Below are 24,742 nucleotides of genomic sequence, written 5' to 3' on the forward strand. Positions count from 1 at the left end.
CCGTTACTCGAGAGCTTCCTGATGGGCTTCGTACTCGTCGACGTATCGCGCCTCACAGGAGGGACAGCAGAACGTCTTCACCTCGCCACCGACCGTTCGGGTGACGCCGTCGCCCGTGATCTGTTTGTCACAGACCACACACTCGAGCGAGAATTCCTCGGCCGAGAGTCCGACGGTGCGATCCGAGCGTGCCAGCAGCGTGACGTCGTAGCCGGTCAGCATCTCGAGGTCGAGCCCCGATTCGAGCCACGAGCGAGCGGTTGCGTCGGGCAGGGTGGCGTGGACGATCACACGCCCGTCCATCCCCTCGGCGATGGTGTCGACACCCGGGAGGTCGGCCGCAGCGGCATACACGTCGTCGACGGCATCCGGTCTCGCCTCGAGTTCGACCAGTACAGGCACGTCTCCCCGAAGTCGCTCGCGATCGACGTCGATCGTGAATCCCTGGATGATCCCCTGGTCTTCGAGTCGCGAGATCCGGTCTGAAACGGCAGGCGGTGTCAGCCCGACGTGGTCGGCGAGTTCCTTGTACGGCCGGCGGGCGTTCTCGAGCAGTAACTCGAGGATCTCGAGATCGGTGTCGTCGAGTTCGCGCATATAATGATAGTTAGGCTGCGATACCCAAGAGGGCTGGTATTGACTCTCGAGGGTGATCGGCGTGACTGTCACACGACTCACAGGATACCGTTTTAGGAGTCGTCGTGGTAGCCCAGTGTCGCATGACGACTGACGAAATTACCGACCTCCTGACGGAGGCCTACATTAGCGAACACGAGACGATAATGAACTATCAGACGAACGCGATCGTCCTCGACGGCGTCCACGCCGAGGAGGTCAAAACGAGTCTCGAGGAAGACGTCCAGGAGGAACTCGACCACGCCCGAATACTCGGCGAACGCCTGAAGCAACTCGACGAGTCCCCGCCGGGATCGGCGGCGTTCGAGGCCGCACAGATGAGTCTCCAGCCACCCGAAGACACGACGGACGTCCAGTCGGTCATCGACGGCGTGCTCGAGGCCGAAGACGACGCGATCGAACTGTATCGATCGCTCCACGAGGCCGCCGCCGAGGCGAACGACCCGGTCACCGAAGACGTTGCCGTGACGATTCTGGCCGACGAGGAGGCCCACCACACCGAGTTCCGCGGTTTCAGAAAGCAGTTCCCACAGGACTGACCGCAAGGGCCCACAGAACTCGCCGGCCGGCCATTCTTCCGTCGGCCGACGGTAATCCCGGCCATGAACGACGATAGCCCCAGTCGCAACCGTGTACAGGATCGTGCCGAACAACGGCAATCCCAGCGGGCCGAGACAACCGAGTCGATCCTCGAGGACGTCGAACGGCATTTGGGCGACCTCGAGCACCCGGTTACGAGCGAGGAACTCGCTACCGAGTACGGCAACGAGGCGATCGACCTGCCGAACGAGACGGAGTCGCTCGGCAGCGTCTTCGATCGGTTGGCTGGCGAACAGTTCGACAGCGTCGAGGCAGTCCGCGAGGCAGTGTACGGCGAAATAACGGGCCAGGCTGGGTCGCCGGCCGAGGCGAACCCGGAGCGTGACCTCGCCAGTCTCGATGAGGAAAGCCAGGGTTCGATCAGCGATCGCGGGAGCGACTCGTTGTAGCCACGCGTCATCGACAGTCGGCCCGCCACCGCGCCGTCCCCGACTGTCATAGCAGAACCGATTTACGTCAGCGGCCGCTGTTCTCGCGTATGGATTACGACTCGAGTCTCGACCGAGCGATGGAAGACGTTCCGGACATCGGTGGCGACGAACAGCGACTGCAGATCCCCGACGCGGAAACTCAGAAAGACGGTGCCTTCACGCGGTTTACGAACCTCGACGATATCGCCGACGTGCTCTCGCGCGAAGACGAACACCTGCACCGATTCATTCAGCGCGAGATGGGGACCAGCGGCAAACTCGAGGACGGCCGTGGCCGATACAACGGGACGTTCTCGGAGAAAGACTTCAACGCGGCCATCGACGCCTACGTCGACGAGTACGTCCTCTGTTCGGAGTGTGGACTGCCGGACACCCGCCTCGTGCGCGAGGACCGCACGCCGATGCTGCGCTGTGACGCCTGTGGTGCGTTCCGCCCGGTCACCAAGCGCTCGGCGAGCAGCCAGCAACAACAGCAGGCCGACGCCGTCGAAGAGGGCAAGACCTACACGGTCGAGATCACCGGCACCGGCCGCAAGGGCGACGGTGTCGCCGAGAAGGGCAACTACACCATCTTTGTCCCCGGTGCCGACGAAGGCGACGTCGTCGAAATCTACATCAAGAACATCTCCGGCAACCTCGCGTTCGCTCGGATTGCCTGAAGACGCGCTTGGAACGCCGTTTCTCTCCGTTTTTGTCTCTCTCGTCTTTCGCTTCCTCGCTCGAGGCCAACCGCGCCGCTCGAGCCACGGGCTGGCGACACCCGGGCCGACGTCACCAGCCTGCGGGCCGTCTGATCCCGATCCAGCCTCGATACGCTAAAGTCAACTTGCACTAGTTACGCGAACGTGGGAGTCTCGTTCGACCTCTTTGACACGCTCGTGACCGCCGACAGACCGACCGATCCCGCCGCAGCCGTCGCGACGGAACTCGAAAAACGGGACGTCGACGTCCCCGACGATTGGAGCGACGCCTACACCGAGCTCCATATCGACGCCCCCGAGGGCGCAGAGGTCCCGCTCCCGGCACACGTCTCGCGTGCGCTATCGAGTCGCGACGTCAGTTACGAGCGAAACGCGGCCCGCCGAGCGGTCGTGTCGGCGTTCGACCCCGAGGTCGAGACCAGATCCGGTGCCGTCGAGGCCGTCGAGGCCGCCCGCGAGCACGGACCCGTCGCGATCTGTTCGAACTGCAGCGTGCCCGAACTGGTGGGCCGGACACTCGTTCGATCCGCCTTCGACCGCGACGATTTCGACGCCATCGTCACGAGCGTCGGCTGTGGCTGGCGCAAACCCGCCCCCCAGATTTTCGAACTCACCGCGGCCGAACTCGACGTCGCCACCGCTGACCTCGTCCACGTCGGCGACGATCCGCAGACCGACGGCGGTATCGAAGCCGTCGGTGGGACGGCGCTGTTGCTCGCAGACCACCCACTCGAGTCGATTCCGGCCCGGTTAGCGGGCCACGAGCAGACGGACGAACCATGACCGTGCGGCTGGGCGACGAACGGCGTAACGAAAGCGACCGGAAGAGCGGGGAGGAGAATCGGTGTTTCTGACGACAATCGCCGTCATCGGGCTGGCACTGACCCTCGACCGGCTCGTTGGTGAGCCGCCGAACGCCGCTCACCCGGTGGCGTGGCTGGGCCGGCTTATCGCGCCACTGGACCGCAAGTGGGTCGACAGCGAGCGCGGCCAGCGACTGGCGGGTTTCGCGATCGCCCTCATCGTCCCGCTCGTTCCGGCAACCGCCGCAGGCGGACTCGTTTTTGTGACGAGTATCGTCTCGCCGTTCGTCGGTGCCCTCGCCGCCGGGCTCGTGCTGTTCGTGACGACCAGCCTTCGCTCGCTGCTCGAGTTGACCGAGACGGTCGTGTCGGCGACCGCTGACCACGACCTCGAGACGGCCCGCGAGGAGATTCGGGGACTCGTCGGCCGCGACACGTCGACGCTGTCGCCCGCAGAGATCCGCAGCGGGGCGGTCGAGAGCGCTGGCGAGAACCTCGCGGACGGACTGGTCGCGACGCTCCTCCCGTTTGCCCTGCTCGCGCCGGTCTCGCTGCCGGCCGCTGCGGCCGCCGCGGCGTGGGTCAAAGGCGTCAACACGCTGGACTCGATGCTCGGCTACCCGTCGAAACCCCACGGTACGGCGAGTGCCCGCCTCGACGATCTCGTGATGTGGCTCCCGGCTCGAGTGACGGCGGTCGCAATCGCACTCGCTGGCGCTGATTCCAGTGCTATCCTTCGTGCACGCGAGTGGGCACGCTATCCACCCTCGCCCAACTCGGGGTGGCCCATGGCGACGCTCGCCTGCGTGCTCTCAGTTCGGCTCACGAAGCCGGGCGTCTACGACCTCAACACCAGTGCCGACCTGCCGACGGTTGCCGACGGGGAACGCGCCGTTGTCGTCGTCGGACGGGCCGCCGTCGTCGCGGCGCTTCTCGCCGTCGCGCTCGCGGGCTCGCTCGAGGTGATGGCGCTGTGATCCGACGCCACCTCGCCGCGGTGCGTGGCGCGCTCGGTTTTTTCACCCGGCTTCCCGTCGGCTACCGGGACGGCGACTGGGACGCGTTTCGCTCGCGGCCGGCGGTGTTTCCAGTCGTCGGCTACGTCGCCGGGGCGCTGGCTGCGGTGCCGCTGCTCGCAGCCGACGTGCTCCCGGCGGCGACCGTCGCCGTCGGCTACCTGCTCGCGACCTACGCCGTCGTCGGGATTCACCATCTCGACGGCGTGGCGGATCTGGGCGACGCGCTCGTCGTCCACGGCGACGTCGAACGCCGCCGCGAGGTTCTCAAGGACACGACGACCGGCGTCGGCGCGCTGCTTGCCGTCTCGGTCGTCGTCGTCTCGCTCGCGCTGGCCGGCCTCGCACTGGCCGGCCTGCCCGTGCTCGTGGCGGTCGCAATCGCCGTCGCCGCCGAAGTCGGAACGAAACTCGGCCTGGCCGCACTGTGCTGTTTCGGCCATGCGAGTTACGAGGGAATGGGCCAGCAGTTCACCACCGCCTCGAGGCCCGCCGAGTTCGTCGTTCCGGCCGTCGTCGCCCTTCCCGCGGTCGCGTTGACGTGGCCACACCCGGCCAGCGCGGTCGCACTCGCCGGGGCCGTCGCCGGCATCGGCCTCCCCTGGTACTGGGCGAGCCGACACCTCGGCGGGCTCAACGGCGACATCTTCGGCGCGGCGAACGAGATCGGCCGCATCGCCGGCGTCCACGCGGGGGTGATCGCATGGACGCTATTGTGATGTGTGGCGGCGAAGGCAGCCGCCTCGAGAGCCCCCACGAGAAGCCGTTGCATCCGATCGACGGCGTTGCGATGGTCGATCGCGTGCTCTCGGCTCTCGAAGAAAGTCGCGTCGACACCCGTTACGCCGCCGTCTCGCCGAACGCGCCGGCAACACAGGCCCATCTCGAGCGCGCCGACGGCGTGAGGACGGTCGAAACCAACGGCGACGGCTACGTGGCAGACCTCATGGCGTTGCTCGAGCGCCCCGAAATCGAGCCGCCGATTCTGACCGTCGCGGCCGATCTCCCGCTGCTGTCGGGAGCCACGATCGACCGGGTGCTCGCGGCCCACGGCGAGAGCGACGCCTCACGGACCGTCTGCGTGCCCGTGGCACTGAAGCGCCGGCTCGGCGTCAGTATCGACTCGACGCTCGAGTCGGATGATCACCTCGCGCCGACCGGGGTCAACATTGTCGGCAATGCGAACGAACCTGAATCCATGACACACGTAAGCTACGATCCACGACTCGCAATCAACGTGAACCGACGCGAAGACGCCCGTATTGCAACCGGCCGACTGACTTCGGAGGGACGCTAACGATGCGCGTGATCCTCCCTGCCGGCACGACCGAGACGGGGCTGATCGACGGCATCAGCGCCGCCGGAGCCGCCCCAGATCTGATGGAACACACGCCCTCCGCAGACGTCGAGATCCTCGCATACGGCGAGCCGACGGTCGCCCCGGTGACGCCGGTCAGCCCGAACGGCTGTCCGACGCCGGCCGCGGTGACGCGAGCCGTCCGAGAAGTGGTCGACTTCGACCTCTCAGTCGTCGACGCCGGTCTCGCCCAGCCGACGGCCGCGCCCACTGTCGATCTCGGCGTCGAACCCGGCGACGACATCCGCGAGTCGACGGCCGTCCCCGACGCCGCAGCGATCTTCGACCGCGCACACACGTACGGCTCGAGTCTGCCCGACGACGAACTCATGATCGGTGAGACGGTCCCCGGCGGGACGACGACTGCACTCGGCGTGCTCACCGCCCTCGGCGAGCCGGCCGGCGTCTCCTCGTCACTGCCGGAGAACCCAATCGAGCGCAAACGTGAGGTCGTCGACGCGGCACTCGAGGCGAGCGATGCTGCGCCCGGCAGCTTCGAGGGCGAGCCGGTCGAGGCGATCCGGGCCGTCGGCGACCCGGTGCAGGCGACCGTCACGGGAATCGCCTCCGGTGCGCTCGAGGCAGGAATCAACGTCACGCTCGCCGGCGGGACCCAGATGGTCGCCGTCGCGGCGCTCCTTCGCCACGCCGACGTCGACGCGCCGCTGTCGATCGCGACCACGTCCTTCGTCGCGGACGAACAGGGCGACCGACTCGGCGAGACCTGTTCGCGACTGGACTGTGAGCTGACCGTCACCGATCCCGGCTTCGACGCTCGCGATCACGTCTCGATGAACCGCTACTGTGCCGGCGAAGCGAAGGAAGGCGTCGCGATGGGCGGTGCGCTCGCACTCGTCCCCGACGACCGATTCGACGCGGTTCTGGATCGCTTCGAGACGGTGTGTGCCCGTCTCGGAATCGACGGCACGGCGGACGACGGCGGGGACGACACGGCCGACTCGGAGCCAGAGGCCGAGCATGAACCCTGAGTCGATCCGCGCGGGCGAGCGCGTCCCCCATGGTGGCGACACCGACCCCGACATCCTCGATTTTTCGGCGAACACCAACCCATACACGCCCGACGGCGTCGCGGCGGTGTACGACCGCGCGCTCGAGGGGTCGCGTCGCTACCCCGACGACAGCTACTCCGATTTCCGGGCCGCTGCGGCCGAGTTCGTCGGCTGTACGCCAGAGCGAGTGATCCCGACGCCCGGCGGGTTGGCCGCGATTCGGCTGGCGATGGCAATCACGCTCGAGCCCGGCGACGACGCGCTAGTTCCGTACCCCAGTTTCGGCGAGTACGCCCGCGAGGTCCAGCTACAGGGTGCGTCGCCGCAGTTCGTCCCCCACGACGAGATCCTCGAGACCGAGGGCGACGTCCTCGAGTCAGCTGCGCTGGCGATCGTCTGTACGCCGAACAACCCGACCGGCGACGTGGCCGACCCGGACGAACTGGCGGCGTTTGCGGCCCGCTGTGGCGAGCACGGGACGACGCTGCTGGTCGACGAGGCGTTTCTCGGCTTCACCGACCGTCCGTCGGCGGCCGGCCTCGAGGCCGAGCACGTGATCGTCGCCCGCTCGCTCACCAAGCTGTTCGGGCTGCCGGGGCTGCGGGCCGGCTTTGCCGTCGCGAGCGGCGACCGGCTCGACGCCCTCGAGACGGCCCGGCGCGCGTGGTCGCTGGGCACGCCCGCTGCCAGCGTCGGTGCCCACTGCCTGCGTCAGGACGCGTTCGTCCGTGAGACGCGCGAGGGGGTCGCCCGTGAACGTACTCGGATGCGCGAGGCACTCGAGCGACGCTTCGACGTCGGTCCCTCCGCAGCTCCCTACCTGCTCTGTGACGTCGGCGACCGCGCCGTCGACGACGTGATCGCCTCGGCCCGCGCGGACGGCGTCGCCATCCGCGACGCGACGACGTTTCGCGGCCTCGAGTCACACATCCGCGTCGCCGTCAAGGACCGCGAGGCGAACGATCGACTGCTCGCGGCACTCGGCGTGCTCGAGGGCGACGAGCAAACCGGACTGGACGGGGACGAAGCCAGCGAATGACCGGACTCGAGCCAGCCTACGACGCGGTTCGACGGGCGGGGGTTCTCCGCGTCTCCCGATCCGGAACCGAGTGGCTTTCGACGGGGTGGAACGGCGGGCGACGGATGGCAGACGCGGCTTACAACGTCACGGTTCCGGACGGCTGGGAGCGGACGGATCTCGACGCGTACATTGCAGAACGGCTCGAACGGGCCGGCTTCGCCGCTGGCTCCGACCGAGACGGTCACGACCAGACTCGAGTCGACGGTGGCCCGGCGCTGCTCACCGGGGCCAAACAGCGCGACGCTCGCGGCGCTCGGTGTGGCTCCGTGACGGCCTACGCGACGGCCGGGATCTCGAACCCGGCCGCGTTGCCGATGGAGCCATCTAAAGACGCCAGCCGGTCCGAAGCGGATAGCGACGACCGGCGACCGGGCCACGGGACGGTCAACCTCATCGTCGGTACGACACGCGCGCTCGCCCCCGGTGCGCTGGCGAACCTCGTCGCCGTCGCCGCGGAGGCGAAAGCCGCGACGCTGCTCGCCGAAACCGGCTATCCGGGCACGACGACGGACGCGATCATCGCCGGCCACGACCCGACGGGCGAGCAGATTGCCTTTTCGGGCAGTGGCACCGACATCGGCGCGGCGACTCGAGCCTGTGTTCGCGAGGCGCTGCGTGCGACCCTCCAGGCACACTACGAGGGCTGCGATTCGACGCTCCCCGACACCGTTTCCGACGCCCCTTACGGCGTCTCGACCGACGTCCGGGCGGACGTCTTTCGGCCTGCACTCGAGGACTGAGTGGGACCCACCCTGTGACCGCGACGACAGATCGCCAACCTTGCCTCGAAACGTTAACCCATCTCGAGTCCAACGGTCGAGCAATGGCTGAGGACGACGACCCGACGACGATCCGCTCGCTCGCGCTCTCGCCGGGCGACGCCGCCAGCGCCTACGCCTACACACAGGAGAATCCGGGTGAGGCCGTCCTCCGGGTGACGCCACCGTTTCACGGCCGGATGCGCGCCCGACTCCACGTCTATCAGCGCGACGATACCGAACTGACCGGGGCCGTCCACGTCCCGCCGGAGTCCGTTATCGAGGGCGACGTACTCGATGACTACCCCCGCCTCGAGGCGGCACTCGAGGACGCCACACCAGCGGAGAGCGAGGAGATTCGCAAACGCCACGCCGACGCCGTCGAGGAGTGGCAGACTCGTGCGCGCGAGGCAATCCTCGAGGCGACCACGATCGACACCGACGACGGGCCGCATCTGGTCGAACTCAAACAGATCGGGTGAGTCGGCTCCTCGAGGCAGTCGCTTGGACACCGGCCAGCGCGCGGGACGGCAACGCAGTCCTGTACTTTCACTTTCACTCCGGCTGGATCGCATTCACGTACTGTCCCACTCACTGAACAGTATGGCACTGATCGTCGACCGTACTGACGACCGCAGCGAACTGACGGACGGAGACGAGCGACCAGCCACACTCGAGGCCGAGCCCCGACGACGCCGAATCGACGTCACCGAGGTCCACACGGCTGGCATCGACGAGTTCGTCCAGTCGAACGTCGATACCGATGTCGTCTCACTCGAGCACCGCAGTGGACGGACGTATCTCATCATAGAGGAGTGAGGGGAGGTTCGAACGCGGTGGCTCTCAGTAGCGACGGTACCTCGAATCGGGCCGTCTTCGGCACTCGAACACAGGCGAACCGATCACGATCGTGACCGGTCCCCCGTACCGTTATCATCGGACTCGTGGGAGCACACGGCATGTCGCGAACGCGAGCGATTCGTCGACGGCACCCGGAGACGACGCGACGACGAGTGCTCGAGCGCGTCGGGATCGGTCTCACCGGCTCCGTCGGCCTCGTCGGGACGGGGACGGCTGCGGGAGTCGGGACTACTCGTGAGACGGAGCCGCGCCCTCAAGCCGAATCGGTACAGGACGCGGTCGCCGACCAGCCGCTGATTGACGTCCACACGCATCTGATCCCTGACGAGACGCTCGACAGGGACCCACTGGACGTCGACGATCTGGTGTCGTGGATGGACACGCACGGTATCGACCGCGCCGTCGTTCTGGCGCTCGACTCACCCGAGAGCTACCCCGTTCAGGCACCGAGCTGGTGGGTCTTAGAGCAGGTTGCGGCGTATCCGGACCGACTGATTCCTTTCTGTACGGTCGATCCACGGACGCTGGTCTACGAGGACGACTTCGGAGCCGTCACGGACCTGCTCGAGCGCTACGTCGAGCGGGGCGCCCGTGGCTTCGGTGAACTGAAAGCCGGCCTGCCGATCGACGATTCACGACTCGAGACGCTGTACGAACTGTGTGCCGACCACGGGCTGCCGGTTCTCTTTCACACTGACGAGAAAGCAATGCTGGACGAGGTCGGACTCCCGCGACTCGAAGATGTACTGGCCTCCTATCCGGCAGTCAATTTCATCGCTCACGCCCACGCGTGGTGGGCTCACATCTCCGCAGATGTCAGCTGGGACGACCGTGGCGAGTATCCGTCAAGGTCGATCGAGCCCGGTGGACGGGTCCCCGAACTGCTCGACGCATACGACAATATCTACGGCGACATTTCTGGTCTTTCGGGCTGGAACGCCCTCACGCGTGACGAGGCGTACGCACAGGGCTTTCTCGAGGCCCACCACGAACAGCTCCTCTTCGGGACGGACTACCTCCATTCGGGACAGGAGACGCCACAGGTCACGCTGTTCGACCGGTTCGACCTCTCCGCGGACGCATGGGCAGACATTCGATACCGGACCATCGAACGCCTCCTCCAGTGAGACACGCCGAGGGGCCACGATCGGTCAGCAGTGTCGCTGTCGTCCGTCACGCTCGTCGCTCTCGGCGGTCACCGATCGCGTTTCGACGGCTCGTTGTTACTCGCCGTCGCCTTTTTGGAGCGGAGCGCGGATAAGATTCCCCCACTCGGTCCAGGAGCCGTCGTAGTTGTGGACGTCCTCGTACTCGAGCAGTTCGTGGAGGGCGAACCACGCGATCGCCGACCGCTCGCCGACGCGACAGTAGGTGACGACCGACTCGTCGCCGTCGATGCCGACGTCGGCGTAGAGGGCCTCGAGTTCGTCGGGTCCTTTGAACCGGCCGTCGTCGCGCAGGTTGGTCTTGACCGGGACGTTCGATGCGCCGGGGATGTGGCCCCCGCGTTGGGCGGTTTCCTGCATGCCTTCGGGGGCGATGATCTCGCCGGTAAACTCCTCGGGGGAGCGGACGTCGACCATCGGGATGCCGGCCTCGCGGGCCATGTCGACGTCGTCTTTGTAGGCGCGGATGCTCTCGAACGGGCCCTTCGCAGTGTACTCCTGTTCCGGGAAGTCGGGTTCGTCCTCGGTCAGCGGGTACTCCTCGTTGACCCAGTAGTCCTTGCCGCCGTCGAGAACTCTCGCGTCCTCGTGGCCGTAGTACGTGAACTCCCAGTAGGCAAACAGCGCGAACCAGTTGGGAATCCAGCCGTCGCCGTAGAAGACGACCGTCGAGTCCTCGCTGATGCCGTGCTCGCCGACGACCGTCTCGAAGTCGTCCTTTTTCAGAACGTCCCGCTGGTCCTGATCGGAGAGGTCCTCATCCCACTGGAGGCCGATTGCACCCGGCGCGTGACCTTCCTCGTAGCGCGACGGGAAGTCGCCTTCATCTGGCGATTCGGGGCTGTTGACTTCCACGAGCCGATAGTCGGGATCGTCCGCCTGAAACTCGTCTAGGTGGTCTTCGACCCAGTCCGCCGAAACCAGTACGTCGGTGTCGTATTCGGACATGCGCGAGTGGCTCCCACGAGCAGCGTCAAAACGGTAACACGTCGATTCGACCCGAACCGGTTCGCAAGCAAACCGGTACGCCTAATCCGTCGGAACCGAGACCGCCGATGATGAAACTCGCGCGAATCGAGACGGACGATGGGCCGGTTGCAGGACGGTACGAGGACGGCATCGTTCACGGCGACGACGGCGTCTATGAGGTCGGCGTCGATGGCACGCTGTTGCCACCCTGTGAGCCCTCGGCGCTGTACTGCGTCGGGCGCAACTACGCGGCGACGCTCGATCAGATGGAGTACGAACGCCCCGAGGAACCCGACTTCTTCATCAAACCGCCGGCGTCGCTGCTCGGCCACCGGGAGCCGATCCCCTACCCCGAGTTCACCGAGGAACTCACCTACGCGGGCGAACTCGCGGCCGTCATCGACGAACCCTGCAACAACCTCACCGAAGACGAGGTGTCGGACGTCGTCCGGGGCTACACCATCATGAACGACGTCGACGCGCTCGACCAGCAGGGTCGCACCGCGCGCAAGGCGTTCGACGGCTCCGGGCCGCTCGGGCCGTGGATCGAGACCGCCGTCGACCCGTCGGGGATCGACATGCACACCGACGTCGCCGGCGAGCGCCGCCAGGAAGCGAACACGGAACTCATGCTGTTCGGCCCTGAGGAGATTATCGCCTACCTCTCCCGGCGATTCACGTTCCGCCCCGGCGACGTGATCGCCTTCGGCAGTCCCGCCAACCCCGGATTGGTCGAACCCGGTGACACCGTCGAAATCACCTACGAGGGCGTCGGCACACTCCGGAACACGGTGGTCGGCTCGAGCGACTGAGACGGGTTGCTGTAACGATGTCCCGGCGCAACCGCTTCGGGACGGTTGCATCCTCGATGGCTTACAGCGGCCCGTACGAGACGATCTACAGCCACTCACAGCGGCGTGGGCGGTTCGGTATTTATCTCGAACCGTGCACCCCCGTCGGCGCTTTCGGTCGCCTCGACGGTCCAGCCGTGAGCATCGGCAATGCTCCTGACGATGGCGAGGCCGAAGCCGGTCCCCTCGCCCGTCGTCGAGTACCCTCGATCGAATATTTCCTGGCGCTGCGTCGGTGGGATACCCGGGCCGTCGTCTTCCAGATAGAACCCGTCGTCGTCCTCGAGGGGACCGATCCGAATCGTCACGCCCTCGCCGCCGTGGGTTACGGCGTTCGAGAGGAGGTTCTCGATCAACTGGCGCAGACGCGACTCGTCGGCCTCGACGCGGTAGGTCTCGAGGTCGACCGCCAGCGTCTCCCAGTCCGCTGGTACCGTTTCGCAGACAGACTCGACCAGCGGCCCGAGCGCGACCGGGCGTGTCTCGTCGACTTGCCGGCCCTCGCGTGCGAGCGTCAGCAGGTCGGTGACGAGCGCGTTCATTCGCTCGTGGGCGGCCTCGATCCGATCGAAGTCCGCCGACGAACAACTCTCGCGCCCGAGTTCGAGCGCGGCCTGTGCGACCGTCAACGGATTCCGGAGGTCGTGACTGACGATGGAGGTAAACTCCTCGAGGCGCGCGTTGGTCCGCTGGAGTTCCCGTTCTCGCTCTTTCCGTTCGGTGATGTCCTGGAACGCGCCGCGAGCACCGGTCAGGTTGCCATCGTCGTCGTACCACGGCGTTCCCACCGTTCGAACCCAGCGCGTCTCGTCTGTGTGCGTGACGATCCGCAACTCCAGATCGTAGTCGTCGCCCGTGGTCCACAGCCGCTCGAAGGCAGCCGTGATCGTCGCTCTGTCTCGAGGGTGATAGAAGTCGATTCCGTCCTCGATGGTCGGCTCGTACTCCGGGGGCAGTTCGTGAATGCAATAGACCTCGTCGGTCCATCGCATCGTCTCCGTCCGGAAGTCGACTTCCCAGCCGCCGATGTCCGCAACCGACTGGATGTGTCGGAGAAACTCTCGTTTCTGCTCGAGTTCCCGCGTTCGTCGCTTGAGAGCCGTGATATCTCTCCCTTCCGCAACGATCAGGACTACTTCCCCACGCTCGTCGGTGATCGGTCGAAGCGAGAAGTCGATGACGACCGTCTCGTCGGCTCCCTGTACCGTTTCGTCGTAGCGGACGAACTCACCGGTGGCCGCCACTTCGATCGCGTCTTGCAGGCGGTCCTGGGTTTCGGCGTCGATCTGCCACCACTCGGATTCCCAGACTGGACGCCCGATCACGTCCTCGCGGCCGAACCCACCGAACTCCAGCGCGGTGTCGTTCGCCTTCAGCAACGTCCCGTCTGGATCTAGCAGCCCGGTAAACTGGTAGGTCTGGTTGAAAATCGCGTCGTACTGGCGTTCGCGCTCTTTTTGCTCGGTGATGTTGCGCGTCGCACCGACGAGTTTGACGATAGCCCCGTCGACGACGACGGGACTGATTCGCGTCTCCCAGTAGGATCGTTCGTCGGGAACCGAAAGCACCTCCTCGTACTCGAGTGGCTCGTTCCTGGCGACGCACTGCCGGTAGTTCTCGAGAATGCGTTTACCCTCTTCAGGAGTGAAAACCTCCTGAAGTCGACGGCCACGGAGTTCGTCGTTCGTCAGCCCCGTGTGGGTTTCGTACACCGGATTGACTCGCTCGAGTCGAAACTCGTCGGCTGCTTCGTCGACGTCGACAAGAAAGAGCGCGTCTTGGGTGTTCTCGAATACGGTTTCCGCGAGTTCGACGTCGGACTGCTGACCCGTATGCTCGTCACCTTCACGGACGATAATCGAGAGGCCGTCCTCGCCGGGATAGAGATGGACGTCGACCCGGGACTCGAACGGTTCACGGAGCAGGGTTTCGATCGAGCGTGACTCCTGGGTTGCCACGGCGTCATGGCAGTGTGACTCGAGTGCTGATCCGCGAAACGCAGGCAGAACGTCCCAGAGCAGGTCGCCTTCGGCTTTCGCTGCTGGCGTTTCGGTCCAGGCTGCCATCCGCTCGTTCCAGTACGTGATCTGCCACTCGGCGTCTACCGCGCAGTGTGGGTCCGAGATACGTTCGATCAATCGTTCGTAGTTCGGTCGTGTATCAGTCATCGGTTGGATGCTGCAAACGTCGGCCGTGTGAACTGCACAGCAACTCTGGTTTCGTGAGCCATTCGGGCTGATTCGGTCAGATTCCGTGCACCCACGGAGCTCGAATTCTCGTCTCGTTCGGTTCGTGAAACGGCTCGAACGGTGGCCTCGTTCGACGTTCGCACTGATTGGGTCGGCGTCGTTCGACGAGACGTTTTCGGCGACGGATGTGGATGACGTGTCCAACGCGTTCAGTCTCGGTCGACAGCCGTACGGATCCGACCGACCAACTCGTCGAACTGGTCCGTATCCGGTCCTTTCTGGACGTAGTCGGTCACGCCGGTCGCGATGGCCCGGCTAGCGATCGTCTCGCTCCCTCTGGCGGTGAAGACGATAAACGGAATAGACGCGTCTTCCTCGCGGACGACTTTCAGGAAGTCGAGGCCGCTGATACCCGGCATCTCGTAGTCGCTTACGATGCAGTCGAACGACTCTCCCTCGAGTGTGGTTACTGCCTCGGCGGTGCTCGTCGCAGTGGTGACCGTCACGTCGTCGTTCTCACGTTCGACATAGGTCCCGACGGTTTCGGCGAGTCCGGGCTCGTCGTCGACGAGTAACACTCGAACGTCCGGGTGTCGGTCGGCCTCTTCACGGCCTTCGAGCGCGCGGTCGAATCGGATCTGGTGACGAACTGCGAGGTCGAGCCACTCGCCGATGTCGTTGTGAATACCGTCCGATTCGACGATCTTCGCTTCTGGATCGTACGTAACGAGACAGTTGTCGACCAGTTTGGGAACGTGGGCGTGCAGCAACGCCGTCCGTACGTGTTCGGGATCGAGTCCGTCGGAGTCGTCGAGTTCTGCGATGACGTCGACGAGTTCCTCGAGCGTTGCGGCCCTTTGCTGGCGAAGGTGAAACAGTACAGTCCGTCGCTGCGGGTTGGAGAGAACGTCGAACAACGCGCTACTCGAGTGACCACCGTGACCGTCGGGATCAGCTACTTCGTTCACCATGTACGGTAAATAAGATCATACAAACATAAGTATTATTAAGTTATTAGGGATATTATGACTTTGCTGAACGTCTGGGAGATCGGCGGTTTTTCCGCGGCACCGAGTCCTGGGCATACATTTCGGTCGGCTACGGCACACATGACCGTCGAGCCCCCAGTTTTGCCCCATCTGGATAGCCGGTAGCGTTGGTGCAGGTTCGTCCGAAAGCACCAGTCGAACGTGGAATTCGATAGGAAGTCTCACGTCGGCGTCCCCTACAGAAATATAGCGAGAGTACCCTGGGATCGTTCGAGAGACTTCGTCTCTCGAGATGGCGAGACGCAGAGCGTCTCGAACCACTTGCCCCCGCGGTACTTCACAGACGGGTTGTACATCGACAGTTGACGTGCTCACTGATGCTCACATCGGCGAGCCCGTCGACACTTTCGGAAGGATCGGCACACGACCTATCTCCGCTGCCCGACATATCGAACGCTCGGTACGATGGTTGCGCTTCGGGACGCTCGACGACGTAGCCCTTCCGTGCGAACGCACCGAGATCAGTCCCTCGCCATCGCAGGAAGAAAAGCACTTCTGCCCGCGCCCCTTCCTGGCTGACGTGAGTACCGAGGCTCCCCCGCGCGTCGAAGTCTATCCCGACCGCGAGGTCGTCGTCGAGTTCGACCCCGAGCTTACCTTCGAGTGTGTCGACGACTGCACCTGGTGTTGCCAGCACGGCGTGTTGCTGTACGATCAGGATCTCCTCGAGCTCGCCCAGCGGGCGAACCTCGCCGAGACGACGACCGAGTTTCGCGGCGAGAAGTTCGTCACCCGCGAGGAAAAAGACCGCGAGGACCACGTCGCCGAGGACGGCTGTGCCTGTGCGTTTCTGCGCGAGGACGGCCTCTGTTCGTTACATCTCGAGGAGGATTGGAAACCCACTAGATGCTCGGTCTTTCCACTCGGCGTCTGGCTCGAGGACGGCGACCTCCACGTCGACATTCGGGACTCGGCCCACGACCACTGCGAGGGGCTGAACGTCAGCGAGCGGAGCGTTATCGACAACCTCGAGGCGTTCCTGCCAGAGGTGTTGTGGGACCTCGAGAACCCGGATTCGGATCGCGAACTGTAGGCGCTCGATCGACGACAGTGATTCTCGACTGACCAATCACGGTCGTAGACGTTCAGTACTGAGTTAGTTGTTACCACTGCTCTCCAATGTTTTAAACGTCTGCCCCGCGTAGTGAGACTGTGACAGAAGAATCCGGGCGTCGGAACCTCCGTATGCCCAACAGCGATGAAGTATTCGCCGTCGTAACCGAACACCTTGGTGGGAACCACGTGCAACTCCGCTGTGAGGACGGCGAGGAACGGCTCGGCCGCATCCCAGGTCGTATGAAATACCGCACCTGGATCGAGCAAGACGACATCGTCGTCGCCGAGCCCTGGGACTGGCAAGACGAGAAGGCCACGATCGAGTGGCGCTACACCAGCCAGGACGCAGATCAACTGCGTCGTGAAGGCCACATCGATTGAACCTCGGCAACGGCTACTAAACGAGATTTTACTGCAGACGACCGCCGACAGACGAGCGACGGCGCTTTCGATACTCCGGCCAGCAGCCGAGTGCACGGCTTCTCAGCGTGTTGCTTGTTTCCATTCCCGTAACCCAACGACTGCTCCGTCGATCGTCTCGGGGTCGGCTTCCGTCGCCGCCCAGACGAACATCTCCGCGATCGACTCGGGATCGCGACCCACCCCACCAGATAGCTCCGTGGCAATCTGTCCCGGATCCAGACAGCCGACGGTGTAGTTGGTATCGGCCGCGAACCCTCGAGCGACAGCCTCTGCAGTCGCCTTCGAGATCGCATACGAGCCATAGCCCGGTTTCGTTTCGCGGGCGATCGATCCCGTCGGCACGAGCACGCGAGCGCCGTCGTTCAGATGCGGGAGTGCCTCGCGAATCGTCGCGAACACGCCGCGTCCGTTGATCTGCCAGTGATCATCAAATGCCGCATAGGAGTCACCGTCAGTCGGTGTCGTCCCCGGCTCACCGTGATACACACCTGCCGCGGGGATGACGACGTCGATACCACCAGTCTCGCCGGCTCGAGACGCGGTTTCGACCAGTCGCTCGAGATCCAGTTCGTCGCGGACGTCGGCCCGAACGCCGGCTGCAACGCCCCCCGCAGCCTCGAGTGACTCGGCGGTCGCCGTAACTGCATCGCCGTCTCGAGCGCCAACGACGACTGTCGCGCCGGTTTCAGCGAAGGCGTCGGCAACGGCGCGTCCGATTCCACGAGTGCCACCGGTGACAATGACTGTCGATACGTCCATAGAAGCGGTACGTGTGCGTCCCACAGAAAACTATCCCCCTCATGGGGGCACTCAGGTTGGTCAGCCGGATGAAACTGTCACTAGCGGCCGAACAACCGCTTGAAGATGCTGCGCTCGGTCGGGCGCTCGGCGAGCAACACCGAACAGTCAACGTCGTTGACGACGTCTAAGTGCAACGAACCGGTCACGAGCCGCGAGAGGAGCCCCCGTTCCGTCGCGCCGATCAGCATCATCGTGTTCTCGGCGGCTTCGCGACAGATCGCGCCCTCGACGTCGCCGGAGTCGTCGACGATGAGCTCGGCATCGTGGAGGTTGTGGTCGGCGGCCCACTCCGCAAGGAACTGTTCGCCCTCCTCGCGTGCGTCCGGGCCGTCGACGATATGCAACAGGGAGACCTCGGCACCGACGGTCGTGCTGAGCGTCTTCGCAACCTCCGCGCTCAGATCCGAATCCGGGCCGCCGGCCGTCGGCAGGAGGATCCGCGAGGTGTCCAGTCCACGGTCTTTGAACACGAGGAAATCACAGGGAAGCTGGCTGGTCAACTCGCTGAGCGGACGTTCGGCGCGTGCGGCATCCCAGAGCTTGTTACCGCCCCAGCCCATCATTACGAGGTCGGCGTGCTGGCGTTGTGCAGTATCGAATATCTCCTCGAACGAGCGGTGGGTAACGATCGTCGATGTCTCGTATTCGACGTTGTCGTAGGCGACGGAGGCGTCGATGTCCTCGAGCAGTTCCTCCGATTCGGCGACGATTCGGGCACGCTGTTTATCGCTTCCAGCCGCGCCCGGTCGATCGGGCGTCTGGACGATGTGGACGACGTGGACGGTTGCGGACTCGTGCATGCTCGCAAGCGTCGTGGCGAGGTCGACGAGTCGCGATTCGGTGCGCGGGTTCGCGATCGGAACCACGATCTGGTACGTCTCGTCGTCCGCGGCGGGACCGGCGGAGACCGCGGTTTCGGCGGTATCGATCAACGGCACGTAAGATCGCCCGACGAGACTCCCGAAGGTCCACTCTCGAACGGAGAGGCGACGCTCGATGCCTTCAAACCGGGCGGACTCGAGTCGTTGTTCGCTCGTCTGGTAGTAGTTGACGACGGTGACGAGCAAGATGCCACCGAGCGTGTTCCCGAGCAACACCGGCAACACGAACCCGCCCATCCCGGCGACGAAGCCGTATTCGCCGGCAAAGACCAGGTAGAGCAGTTCGGTGAAGGAGACAACCACGTGAAAGAGATTCCCGAGCGGGATCGCCAGGAAGGCGAGATAGACGACGGCGAGCCGGGAGATCGTATCACGTGAGGCGAACGTGACCCAGACGACGCCGGCGACAATCAGTCCGGCGAAGACGGCCTTGAAGAACAGGTCCCACCACGCCGTCTCGACGCCGTGATGTGCGATGTTCGTCGCCGCGATGGCCGCCTCTGGTGAGAATACGCCACCCCACGTGAGCGCAACTGCGCCCAGCGCACCGCCGGCGAAGTTGCCGGTGAGGACGATCAACCAGTGGCGAAGCAGTGCCGGCAGGCTGGCGAGGCGCTCGAGGGTGAGCGCTACTGGCGGGAGCGTGTTCTCGGTGTACAGTTGGTAGCCGCCGATGATGATGTAGATGAACCCGAGCGGATACAGCAGCGAACTTAGTATCGGATGGCCGTCCGTCGAGGCGTACATCGAGGCGTACAACAAAAACGTGATCGTGATCGCGAAGCCGGCGGCGAGCCCGCTGAAAAAGAGCTCACGGTTGCCCGACGTGATCTCTTCGTCGGCATCTGCGATGATTCGCTGGAAGACCTCGTCGGACGAGAATCGATCACGAACGACCGATCCGACTGCGGGCGCACCGTGTCTGGATCGTTCGACCGCATCACGGACCGTCTCCGTCGACGTCCCCGTTGCCGTCTCCGTCGACGTCCCCGTTGCCGTCTCTGTCTCGGAGTGGTCCGGTGGGTCCGTCGGACCGTGAGACGAAACCCTTCCGTCACCACGTTCGGAAGTATCAGAGTCACTCATGCGTTTATCGAGCCAATAGACGAACTAAGCATTTGGCTTTGAGCGCGAGGAAACGGGCCGTTGGGATCGACCATGTTACCGGTTTCCAATCCGACGAGTGCCGTACGATGGCGGAACCCTACGTGGGTATGAGCCACGTTTATGAGCGAGCCACCATTCATGTACAAATATGCAATCGCTGGCTGATGAGTCCGTCGTCGTGATCGGGGCTGGTGTTGGCGGCCTCTCGACGGCCTGCTATCTCGCCGATGCAGGTGCCGACGTACACGTCATCGAAAAAAACGAACAGCTCGGCGGCCGAGCGAGCCGCCTCGAGGAAGACGGCTTCCGGTTCGATATGGGACCGTCGTGGTATCTGATGCCCGACGTCTTCGAGCGGTTTTTCGCCGACTTCGACCGAACGCCGTCGGACTACTACGAACTGACCCATCTCGACCCACATTACCGGATCTTCTTCAAGGATGATGATGCAGTCGATATTACGCCCGACCTCGAGCGAACCAAACGCGTCTTCGAAAACTACGAAGACGGCGCGGGTGAGGCCTTAGAGCGCTACCTCGACAAATCCCGCGAGAACTACGAGGTCGGTATGAAACACTTCGTCTACGAGGACCGCACGCAGTTGCGTGATTACCTCACGCTGGACGTAGCCAGACAGGCCCGTGGTCTGTCCTTGCTGGGGTCGATGCAGGGTCACGTCGAGAACTACTTCGAGCACCCGAAGCTCCAGCAGATCATGCAGTACACGCTGGTGTTTCTCGGCGGCTCGCCGACGAACACGCCGGCGCTGTACAATCTGATGAGCCACGTCGATTTCAACCTCGGCGTCTGGTACCCCGAGGGTGGGATCGGGGCAGTCATCGATGCGCTCGTCGACCTCGGACGCGAGCTGGGTGTCACGTACGACACCAACCGGCCGGCGACGGCGATCAAAGGCCGCGAAGGCGCGTTTCTCGTCGACACGCCACAGGGCCCGCTGCGGCCGGATCTGGTCGTCAGCAACGGCGACTACGCCCACACCGAACAGGAGCTTCTGCCGCCCGAATCGCGGGGTCACGACGCCGACTACTGGGAGTCGCGCACGTACGCGCCGTCCGCGTTCTTGCTCTATCTCGGCGTCGAAGGCGACGTCGACGAGTTGGCCCACCACACGCTCGTCCTCCCGACCAACTGGGAGGACCACTTCGAGCAGATCTTCGACGATCCCGCCTGGCCCGACGAGCCCGCCTACTACTGCTGTGTCCCCTCCGAGACCGACGACACCGTCGCCCCCGACGGCCACAGCGCCCTGTTCGTCCTCGTGCCGATCGCTCCGGGCCTCGAGGACACCCCCGAGATCCGCCAGGAGTACCGCGATCAGATTCTCGTGGATATCGCCACCAACACCGGGACCGACCTCCGCGACCGAATCGTCTTCGAAGAACAGTTCTGTATCGAGGACTTCGCCAGCCGGTACAACAGCTACGACGGCACGGCGCTCGGACTGGCCCACACGCTTCGGCAGACGGCGCTGTTCCGGCCGCCACACCGCTCCAAAGAGGTCGATGGCCTCTACTTCGTCGGTGGCGACACGACACCCGGCATCGGCATGCCGATGTGTCTGATCAGTGGCGAGTTGACTGCCGAAACCGTCCTCGAAGATTACGGCCAGCCAGCAGGACAGTGATCGGGAAGCTGTTATGAGTACGGGATCGACAGCCTCGAGCGACGGCGGGCTCACCAGACAGCTGTCGTACCTGCTGACGCTGTCGCGGCCCCGATTCTGGCTTTATTTGGCGGGGCCGGTACTCGTGGGGACCGTGTACGCTGCCGACACCACCAGCGAGCTGTTCGCACCAGCCGTGATTGTCCTGTTCGCCTACTTCCTCGTCCCGGGGAACGTCTTCCTCTACGGGATCAACGACATCTACGACCGCCAGATCGACGCCGCGAACCCAAAAAAGGAGACGAAGGAGGCCCGCTATCGCGGGCAGCGGGTCGTTCCCATTGCCGTAGCGCTCTGTGCGCTGCTACCGCTGGGGCTGTTTCCGTTCGTCCCGACGTCGGCATGGCCCTGGCTCGCGGGCTTTCTCGTCCTCGGGGCGGCCTACAGCGCCCCACCGGTCCGGTTCAAGACCACGCCGGTGCTCGATTCGGTCTCGAACGGGCTCTACATCATGCCGGGGGCCGCAGCGTACGCCGCCGTCGCGGGAAGCCAGCCCCCCCTACTGGCTGTCCTCGGCGGCTGGCTATGGGCGATGGGGATGCACACCTTTTCGGCGATCCCCGACATCGAACCAGACCGCGAAACGGGGATCGAAACGACTGCGACCGTCCTCGGCGAACGGCGGACCTACGTCTACTGTGGCCTCGTCTGGCTCGCCAGCGCGCTCGCGTTCGGTGCGCTCGATCCCCGTCTCGGCGCGCTCATGCTCGTCTACCCCGCCCTCGTCGGGGTGATCGTCGCCTCGAGCGTCGCCGTCGATCGAGCCTACTGGTGGTTCCCGGCGATCAACACGGTCGTCGGTGCGGCGTTGACGATGGGCGGCCTCTGGAGGGTCCTGCATGGATAACCACAGCGCGGTAGCGGCCGACACGACGCGGACGACCGTCCAGCGACGCCTCGAGGCGCTCATTCTCGAGAATCGCTTTACGATCGCCGTCGTCTTTCCGTTCATCGGCGCGGTGACACTGGTTGCAAGCGCCGAAGGACTCCTGCCATCGCCGCTTGCGTACAACCCGCTATTGATCCTCTTTGGCACGATGGTGATGCGCTCGCCGTTGGTCGTTGGCTTGCTTCCCCGAATTGGCTGGTGGGCACTCGGCTGTCTGGGCCTCTTGACGGCATACACCTACGCGATCGAGGTCGTCGGGGTGCGGACGAATTGGCCCTACGGTGCCTTCGAGTACACGATCCAACTGGGGCCGATGCTGTTCGGCGAGGTCCCACTGGCCTTGCCGTTGTTTTTCATTCCGCTGGTGCTCAACGCCTACCTGCTCACGCTGTTGGTCCTCGACGAGTGGAGCGACAACCACGTTATCAGACTCCTCAGTGCGATCACCGCCGTCGTCGCGATCGATCTCGTCCTCGATCCGGCCGCCGTCGCGATCGGATTCTGGGAGTTCGTCCCCGCTGGCGGCTACTACGGCGTTCCGGTGTCGAACTACGTCGGCTGGCTCATCTCGGGCACCGTCGCCGTCGTCCTCGTCGACCTCGCCTTCGACCGCGAGTCGCTGCTCGAGCGCGTCCGAACCTGCGAGTTCATCCTCGACGATCTGGTAAGCTTCGTCCTGCTGTGGGGCGTGATAAACGTCCTGTACGGCAACTGGCTGGCTGCTGGCGTTTCCGGGCTGTTCTGTCTCGGCCTGTTCCGGACCGACCGCTACGACCGCGATCTGGTCTGGCGGGCCGTTCCCTCGCGTCTCGTCGGCGACGAGAGCTCCTGAGAAGGGCACGTCCGTCTACAACTGCAGACGACAGCCCATGGGTTGGGCAGGTGCTGATTCGAGCACGAGAACAGCGGTCCGGACTGTTTTTGTTCGCCCGACAGCTACGCTGTGACAGTGAGTTCCGGCACACCGACACCGTCGTCCGCCCGGGTCGTCACCCTCGAGCAACCCGCCGTCGACGCCGCCCGCGAGGCGATCGCCGACGGGATCGACCGCGAGGCACTCGTGACCGTCTTCGGCCGCTGTACCGTCGACTACGAGGGCCGTGCCTCGAGCACGCTCGAGGCGGGCGATCGCCACGTCATGCTCAAACCCGACGGGGCGGCGCTGGTCCACACCGACGAGGGCCAACAGCCGGTCAACTGGCAGCCACCGGGCTGTACACACGCCGTCAGTTGTGATCCCGCCGGCGACGAAGACGGGGCAGAGGGCGAGAGCGTGCTCGTCATCGAGAGCGTTCGATCGACGCCCGACGAGCGACTGTGCGTTCGCTTCCAGAACGTGGTGCAGGTCTCGGCGTTTTCGGGAACCGATGAGAACGACATCGCGCTGTCGGGAACAGAGGAGGACCTCCGCCAGCGAATCCTCGAGGAGCCAGCGCTGCTCGAGACCGGCTTCACGCCGCTTGCGACCGAACGCGAGACGGCCGCCGGTGCCGTCGACATCTACGGCGAGGACGCGGCCGGCCGAACCGTCGTCGTCGAACTCAAGCGCCGCCGCGTCGGCCCGGATGCAGTCGGCCAACTCCGGCGGTACGTCGACGCCTTAGAGCGCGACCTGCACGCCGACGCCGAGGTCCGCGGAATTCTGGTCGCCCCGTCCGTGACCGACCGCGCCGACCGCTTGCTGGTCGATCACGGCCTCGAGTTCGTTTCCCTCGAGCCAACGAGCGAGTAGGGCGGCGCTGGCTGCGGTGAGACGACCGCAGTCTCATACGGATTCCTGTCAGTCATTTCCGGTGCAACCGCGACTGCCCTGCGGTCGCACCGGTACATCGTTACAGCAGGCCGTATCAGGCTGGGTACGTCCCCGTGAGCTGTGTCTCCGCGAGGACGTGGCCCTCGATGGCCGACTCGAGGGCATCGGCGTCCGTCTCAGCCCCGAGCTCGAGCGTCGTGTCCAGCGCGTAGAGCGTGAACTCGTAGGTGTGGTCGCGATCCGGCGGGTTCGGGCCGCCGTAGCCGGGACTGCCGTAGTCATTGGTTCCTTCGTCGGCGTCGTCGGGGTGCCAGTCTTCGGGAATCCGCTGATCCGGCGGGATGTTCCAGACGACCCAGTGATCCCACACCTTCCCCGCCGGCTCGATCGCGTCGGGATCCTCGACGACGAGCGCCAATGACTCGGTGCCGTCGGGAACGCCGTCGATCGATAGCGGCGGGTTGACGTTTGCTTCGGTGTAGCCGTACTGGTCGGGAATCCGTTCACCGTCGTCGAACGCCGTGCTCGTGAGCGTCAGGTCTGACATGGTTCGACTCCCCCCCAGCGTCGACTCGTGACCGGCGTCGACGCCGGTGTGGTCGGTCGTCCCACGCGAACGGAAAAGAAACTTCCAGTCAGATCGGTCCCGGAACTGGCCTCATCTGTCCGG

Annotated in this window: 27 protein-coding genes; 20 read left to right on the top strand and 7 right to left on the bottom strand. The window is 64.7% G+C overall.

The window, feature by feature from the left end:
- Positions 1–3: 3 nt before the first annotated feature.
- A complete protein-coding gene (locus BW940_RS12225) occupies positions 4–597 on the bottom strand; it encodes a winged helix-turn-helix transcriptional regulator (RefSeq protein ID WP_076609496.1) in 594 nt (197 codons plus the stop codon).
- Positions 598–719: 122 nt separating this feature from the next.
- Between BW940_RS12225 and BW940_RS12230 the strand changes: the two genes are divergently transcribed.
- From BW940_RS12230 to BW940_RS12290, 13 genes are all read left to right on the top strand, one after another.
- Positions 720–1,175 (top strand): ferritin-like domain-containing protein, encoded by a 456-nt coding sequence (locus BW940_RS12230; RefSeq protein ID WP_076609497.1) that lies wholly within the window; start codon positions 720–722, stop codon positions 1,173–1,175.
- A 63-nt stretch (positions 1,176–1,238) separates the two neighbouring features.
- A complete protein-coding gene (locus tag BW940_RS12235; RefSeq protein WP_076609498.1) occupies positions 1,239–1,625 on the top strand; it encodes a DUF5789 family protein in 387 nt (128 codons plus the stop codon).
- A gap of 89 nt (positions 1,626–1,714) precedes the next feature.
- Positions 1,715–2,326 carry a translation initiation factor IF-2 subunit beta gene (locus BW940_RS12240; RefSeq protein ID WP_076609499.1) on the top strand — a complete coding sequence of 204 codons (612 nt, stop codon included), beginning with the start codon at positions 1,715–1,717 and terminating at the stop codon, positions 2,324–2,326.
- Between the two features lie 186 nt (positions 2,327–2,512).
- A complete protein-coding gene (locus tag BW940_RS12245) occupies positions 2,513–3,151 on the top strand; it encodes an HAD family hydrolase (RefSeq protein WP_076609500.1) in 639 nt (212 codons plus the stop codon).
- Between the two features lie 61 nt (positions 3,152–3,212).
- Positions 3,213–4,148: an adenosylcobinamide-phosphate synthase CbiB gene (gene cbiB, locus BW940_RS12250; protein WP_076609501.1), complete on the top strand. Its 936-nt coding sequence runs from the start codon at positions 3,213–3,215 to the stop codon at positions 4,146–4,148.
- Entirely contained in the window at positions 4,145–4,906 is a 762-nt protein-coding gene (cobS, locus tag BW940_RS12255) for an adenosylcobinamide-GDP ribazoletransferase (protein WP_076609502.1), read from the top strand. Before cbiB ends, cobS begins: the two co-directional genes overlap by 4 nt.
- Positions 4,906–5,484 carry an NTP transferase domain-containing protein gene (locus BW940_RS12260; protein ID WP_076609503.1) on the top strand — a complete coding sequence of 193 codons (579 nt, stop codon included), beginning with the start codon at positions 4,906–4,908 and terminating at the stop codon, positions 5,482–5,484. Before cobS ends, BW940_RS12260 begins: the two co-directional genes overlap by 1 nt.
- 2 nt (positions 5,485–5,486) lie before the next feature.
- Positions 5,487–6,533: a nicotinate mononucleotide-dependent phosphoribosyltransferase CobT gene (gene cobT / locus BW940_RS12265; protein ID WP_076609504.1), complete on the top strand. Its 1,047-nt coding sequence runs from the start codon at positions 5,487–5,489 to the stop codon at positions 6,531–6,533.
- Positions 6,523–7,593: a threonine-phosphate decarboxylase CobD gene (gene cobD / locus BW940_RS12270; protein ID WP_076609505.1), complete on the top strand. Its 1,071-nt coding sequence runs from the start codon at positions 6,523–6,525 to the stop codon at positions 7,591–7,593. The genes cobT and cobD overlap by 11 nt, the downstream gene beginning before the upstream one ends.
- Positions 7,590–8,375, top strand: coding sequence for an adenosylcobinamide amidohydrolase (locus BW940_RS12275; RefSeq protein ID WP_076609506.1), 786 nt, complete (start codon positions 7,590–7,592; stop codon positions 8,373–8,375). The genes cobD and BW940_RS12275 overlap by 4 nt, the downstream gene beginning before the upstream one ends.
- A gap of 83 nt (positions 8,376–8,458) precedes the next feature.
- Positions 8,459–8,875: a hypothetical protein gene (locus BW940_RS12280; protein ID WP_076609507.1), complete on the top strand. Its 417-nt coding sequence runs from the start codon at positions 8,459–8,461 to the stop codon at positions 8,873–8,875.
- Positions 8,876–8,996: 121 nt separating this feature from the next.
- Positions 8,997–9,212, top strand: coding sequence for a hypothetical protein (locus BW940_RS12285; RefSeq protein ID WP_076609508.1), 216 nt, complete (start codon positions 8,997–8,999; stop codon positions 9,210–9,212).
- Between the two features lie 140 nt (positions 9,213–9,352).
- Positions 9,353–10,381: an amidohydrolase family protein gene (locus BW940_RS12290; protein ID WP_076609509.1), complete on the top strand. Its 1,029-nt coding sequence runs from the start codon at positions 9,353–9,355 to the stop codon at positions 10,379–10,381.
- A gap of 96 nt (positions 10,382–10,477) precedes the next feature.
- On the opposite strand, the gene BW940_RS12295 is transcribed toward BW940_RS12290, so the two are convergent.
- Positions 10,478–11,368 carry a sulfurtransferase gene (locus tag BW940_RS12295; protein ID WP_076609510.1) on the bottom strand — a complete coding sequence of 297 codons (891 nt, stop codon included), beginning with the start codon at positions 11,366–11,368 and terminating at the stop codon, positions 10,478–10,480.
- A 110-nt stretch (positions 11,369–11,478) separates the two neighbouring features.
- Here BW940_RS12295 and BW940_RS12300 point away from each other — a divergent pair, with 110 nt between their 5' ends.
- Positions 11,479–12,201, top strand: a complete 723-nt coding sequence (locus BW940_RS12300; RefSeq protein ID WP_076609571.1) for a fumarylacetoacetate hydrolase family protein — start codon at positions 11,479–11,481, stop codon at positions 12,199–12,201.
- A gap of 95 nt (positions 12,202–12,296) precedes the next feature.
- On the opposite strand, the gene BW940_RS12305 is transcribed toward BW940_RS12300, so the two are convergent.
- Positions 12,297–14,408, bottom strand: a complete 2,112-nt coding sequence (locus BW940_RS12305; protein WP_076609572.1) for a PAS domain-containing sensor histidine kinase — start codon at positions 14,406–14,408, stop codon at positions 12,297–12,299.
- Between the two features lie 230 nt (positions 14,409–14,638).
- A complete protein-coding gene (locus BW940_RS12310) occupies positions 14,639–15,400 on the bottom strand; it encodes a response regulator (RefSeq protein ID WP_076609511.1) in 762 nt (253 codons plus the stop codon).
- 598 nt (positions 15,401–15,998) lie between these two features.
- On the opposite strand from BW940_RS12310, the gene BW940_RS12315 reads away from it, so the two are divergent.
- Positions 15,999–16,511 (top strand): YkgJ family cysteine cluster protein, encoded by a 513-nt coding sequence (locus BW940_RS12315; protein ID WP_076609573.1) that lies wholly within the window; start codon positions 15,999–16,001, stop codon positions 16,509–16,511.
- 119 nt (positions 16,512–16,630) lie between these two features.
- On the top strand, positions 16,631–16,915 hold the full coding sequence (locus BW940_RS12320; RefSeq protein WP_076609512.1) for a translation initiation factor eIF-1A: 285 nt from the start codon (positions 16,631–16,633) through the stop codon (positions 16,913–16,915).
- 102 nt (positions 16,916–17,017) lie between these two features.
- Here the strand turns inward: BW940_RS12320 and BW940_RS12325 are convergent, their stop codons facing one another.
- Positions 17,018–17,716 (bottom strand): SDR family NAD(P)-dependent oxidoreductase, encoded by a 699-nt coding sequence (locus BW940_RS12325; protein ID WP_076609513.1) that lies wholly within the window; start codon positions 17,714–17,716, stop codon positions 17,018–17,020.
- Positions 17,717–17,796: 80 nt separating this feature from the next.
- The gene (locus tag BW940_RS12330; protein WP_076609514.1) at positions 17,797–19,725 is read right to left on the bottom strand and encodes a formate/nitrite transporter family protein; all 1,929 of its coding nucleotides are present in this window, start codon (positions 19,723–19,725) and stop codon (positions 17,797–17,799) included.
- Between the two features lie 169 nt (positions 19,726–19,894).
- Here BW940_RS12330 and BW940_RS12335 point away from each other — a divergent pair, with 169 nt between their 5' ends.
- The 4 genes from BW940_RS12335 to nucS all read left to right on the top strand — a co-directional run bounded on the left by BW940_RS12335 (position 19,895) and on the right by nucS (position 24,051).
- The gene (locus BW940_RS12335; RefSeq protein ID WP_076609515.1) at positions 19,895–21,391 is read left to right on the top strand and encodes a phytoene desaturase family protein; all 1,497 of its coding nucleotides are present in this window, start codon (positions 19,895–19,897) and stop codon (positions 21,389–21,391) included.
- A 13-nt stretch (positions 21,392–21,404) separates the two neighbouring features.
- Complete coding sequence (locus BW940_RS12340; RefSeq protein ID WP_076609516.1) at positions 21,405–22,277, top strand: prenyltransferase; 873 nt, start codon at positions 21,405–21,407, stop codon at positions 22,275–22,277.
- The gene (cruF, locus tag BW940_RS12345) at positions 22,270–23,151 is read left to right on the top strand and encodes a bisanhydrobacterioruberin hydratase (RefSeq protein ID WP_076609517.1); all 882 of its coding nucleotides are present in this window, start codon (positions 22,270–22,272) and stop codon (positions 23,149–23,151) included. Before BW940_RS12340 ends, cruF begins: the two co-directional genes overlap by 8 nt.
- Before the next feature lie 117 nt (positions 23,152–23,268).
- Positions 23,269–24,051 (top strand): endonuclease NucS, encoded by a 783-nt coding sequence (nucS, locus tag BW940_RS12350; RefSeq protein WP_076609518.1) that lies wholly within the window; start codon positions 23,269–23,271, stop codon positions 24,049–24,051.
- A gap of 115 nt (positions 24,052–24,166) precedes the next feature.
- Here nucS and BW940_RS12355 read toward each other — a convergent pair whose 3' ends face one another.
- Positions 24,167–24,619, bottom strand: coding sequence for a YbhB/YbcL family Raf kinase inhibitor-like protein (locus BW940_RS12355; RefSeq protein ID WP_076609519.1), 453 nt, complete (start codon positions 24,617–24,619; stop codon positions 24,167–24,169).
- Positions 24,620–24,742: the final 123 nt, after the last annotated feature.

Origin of the sequence: Natronorubrum thiooxidans (assembly GCF_900156475.1) — an archaeon.
GTDB classification, from domain to species: Archaea; Halobacteriota; Halobacteria; order Halobacteriales; family Natrialbaceae; genus Natronorubrum; species Natronorubrum thiooxidans.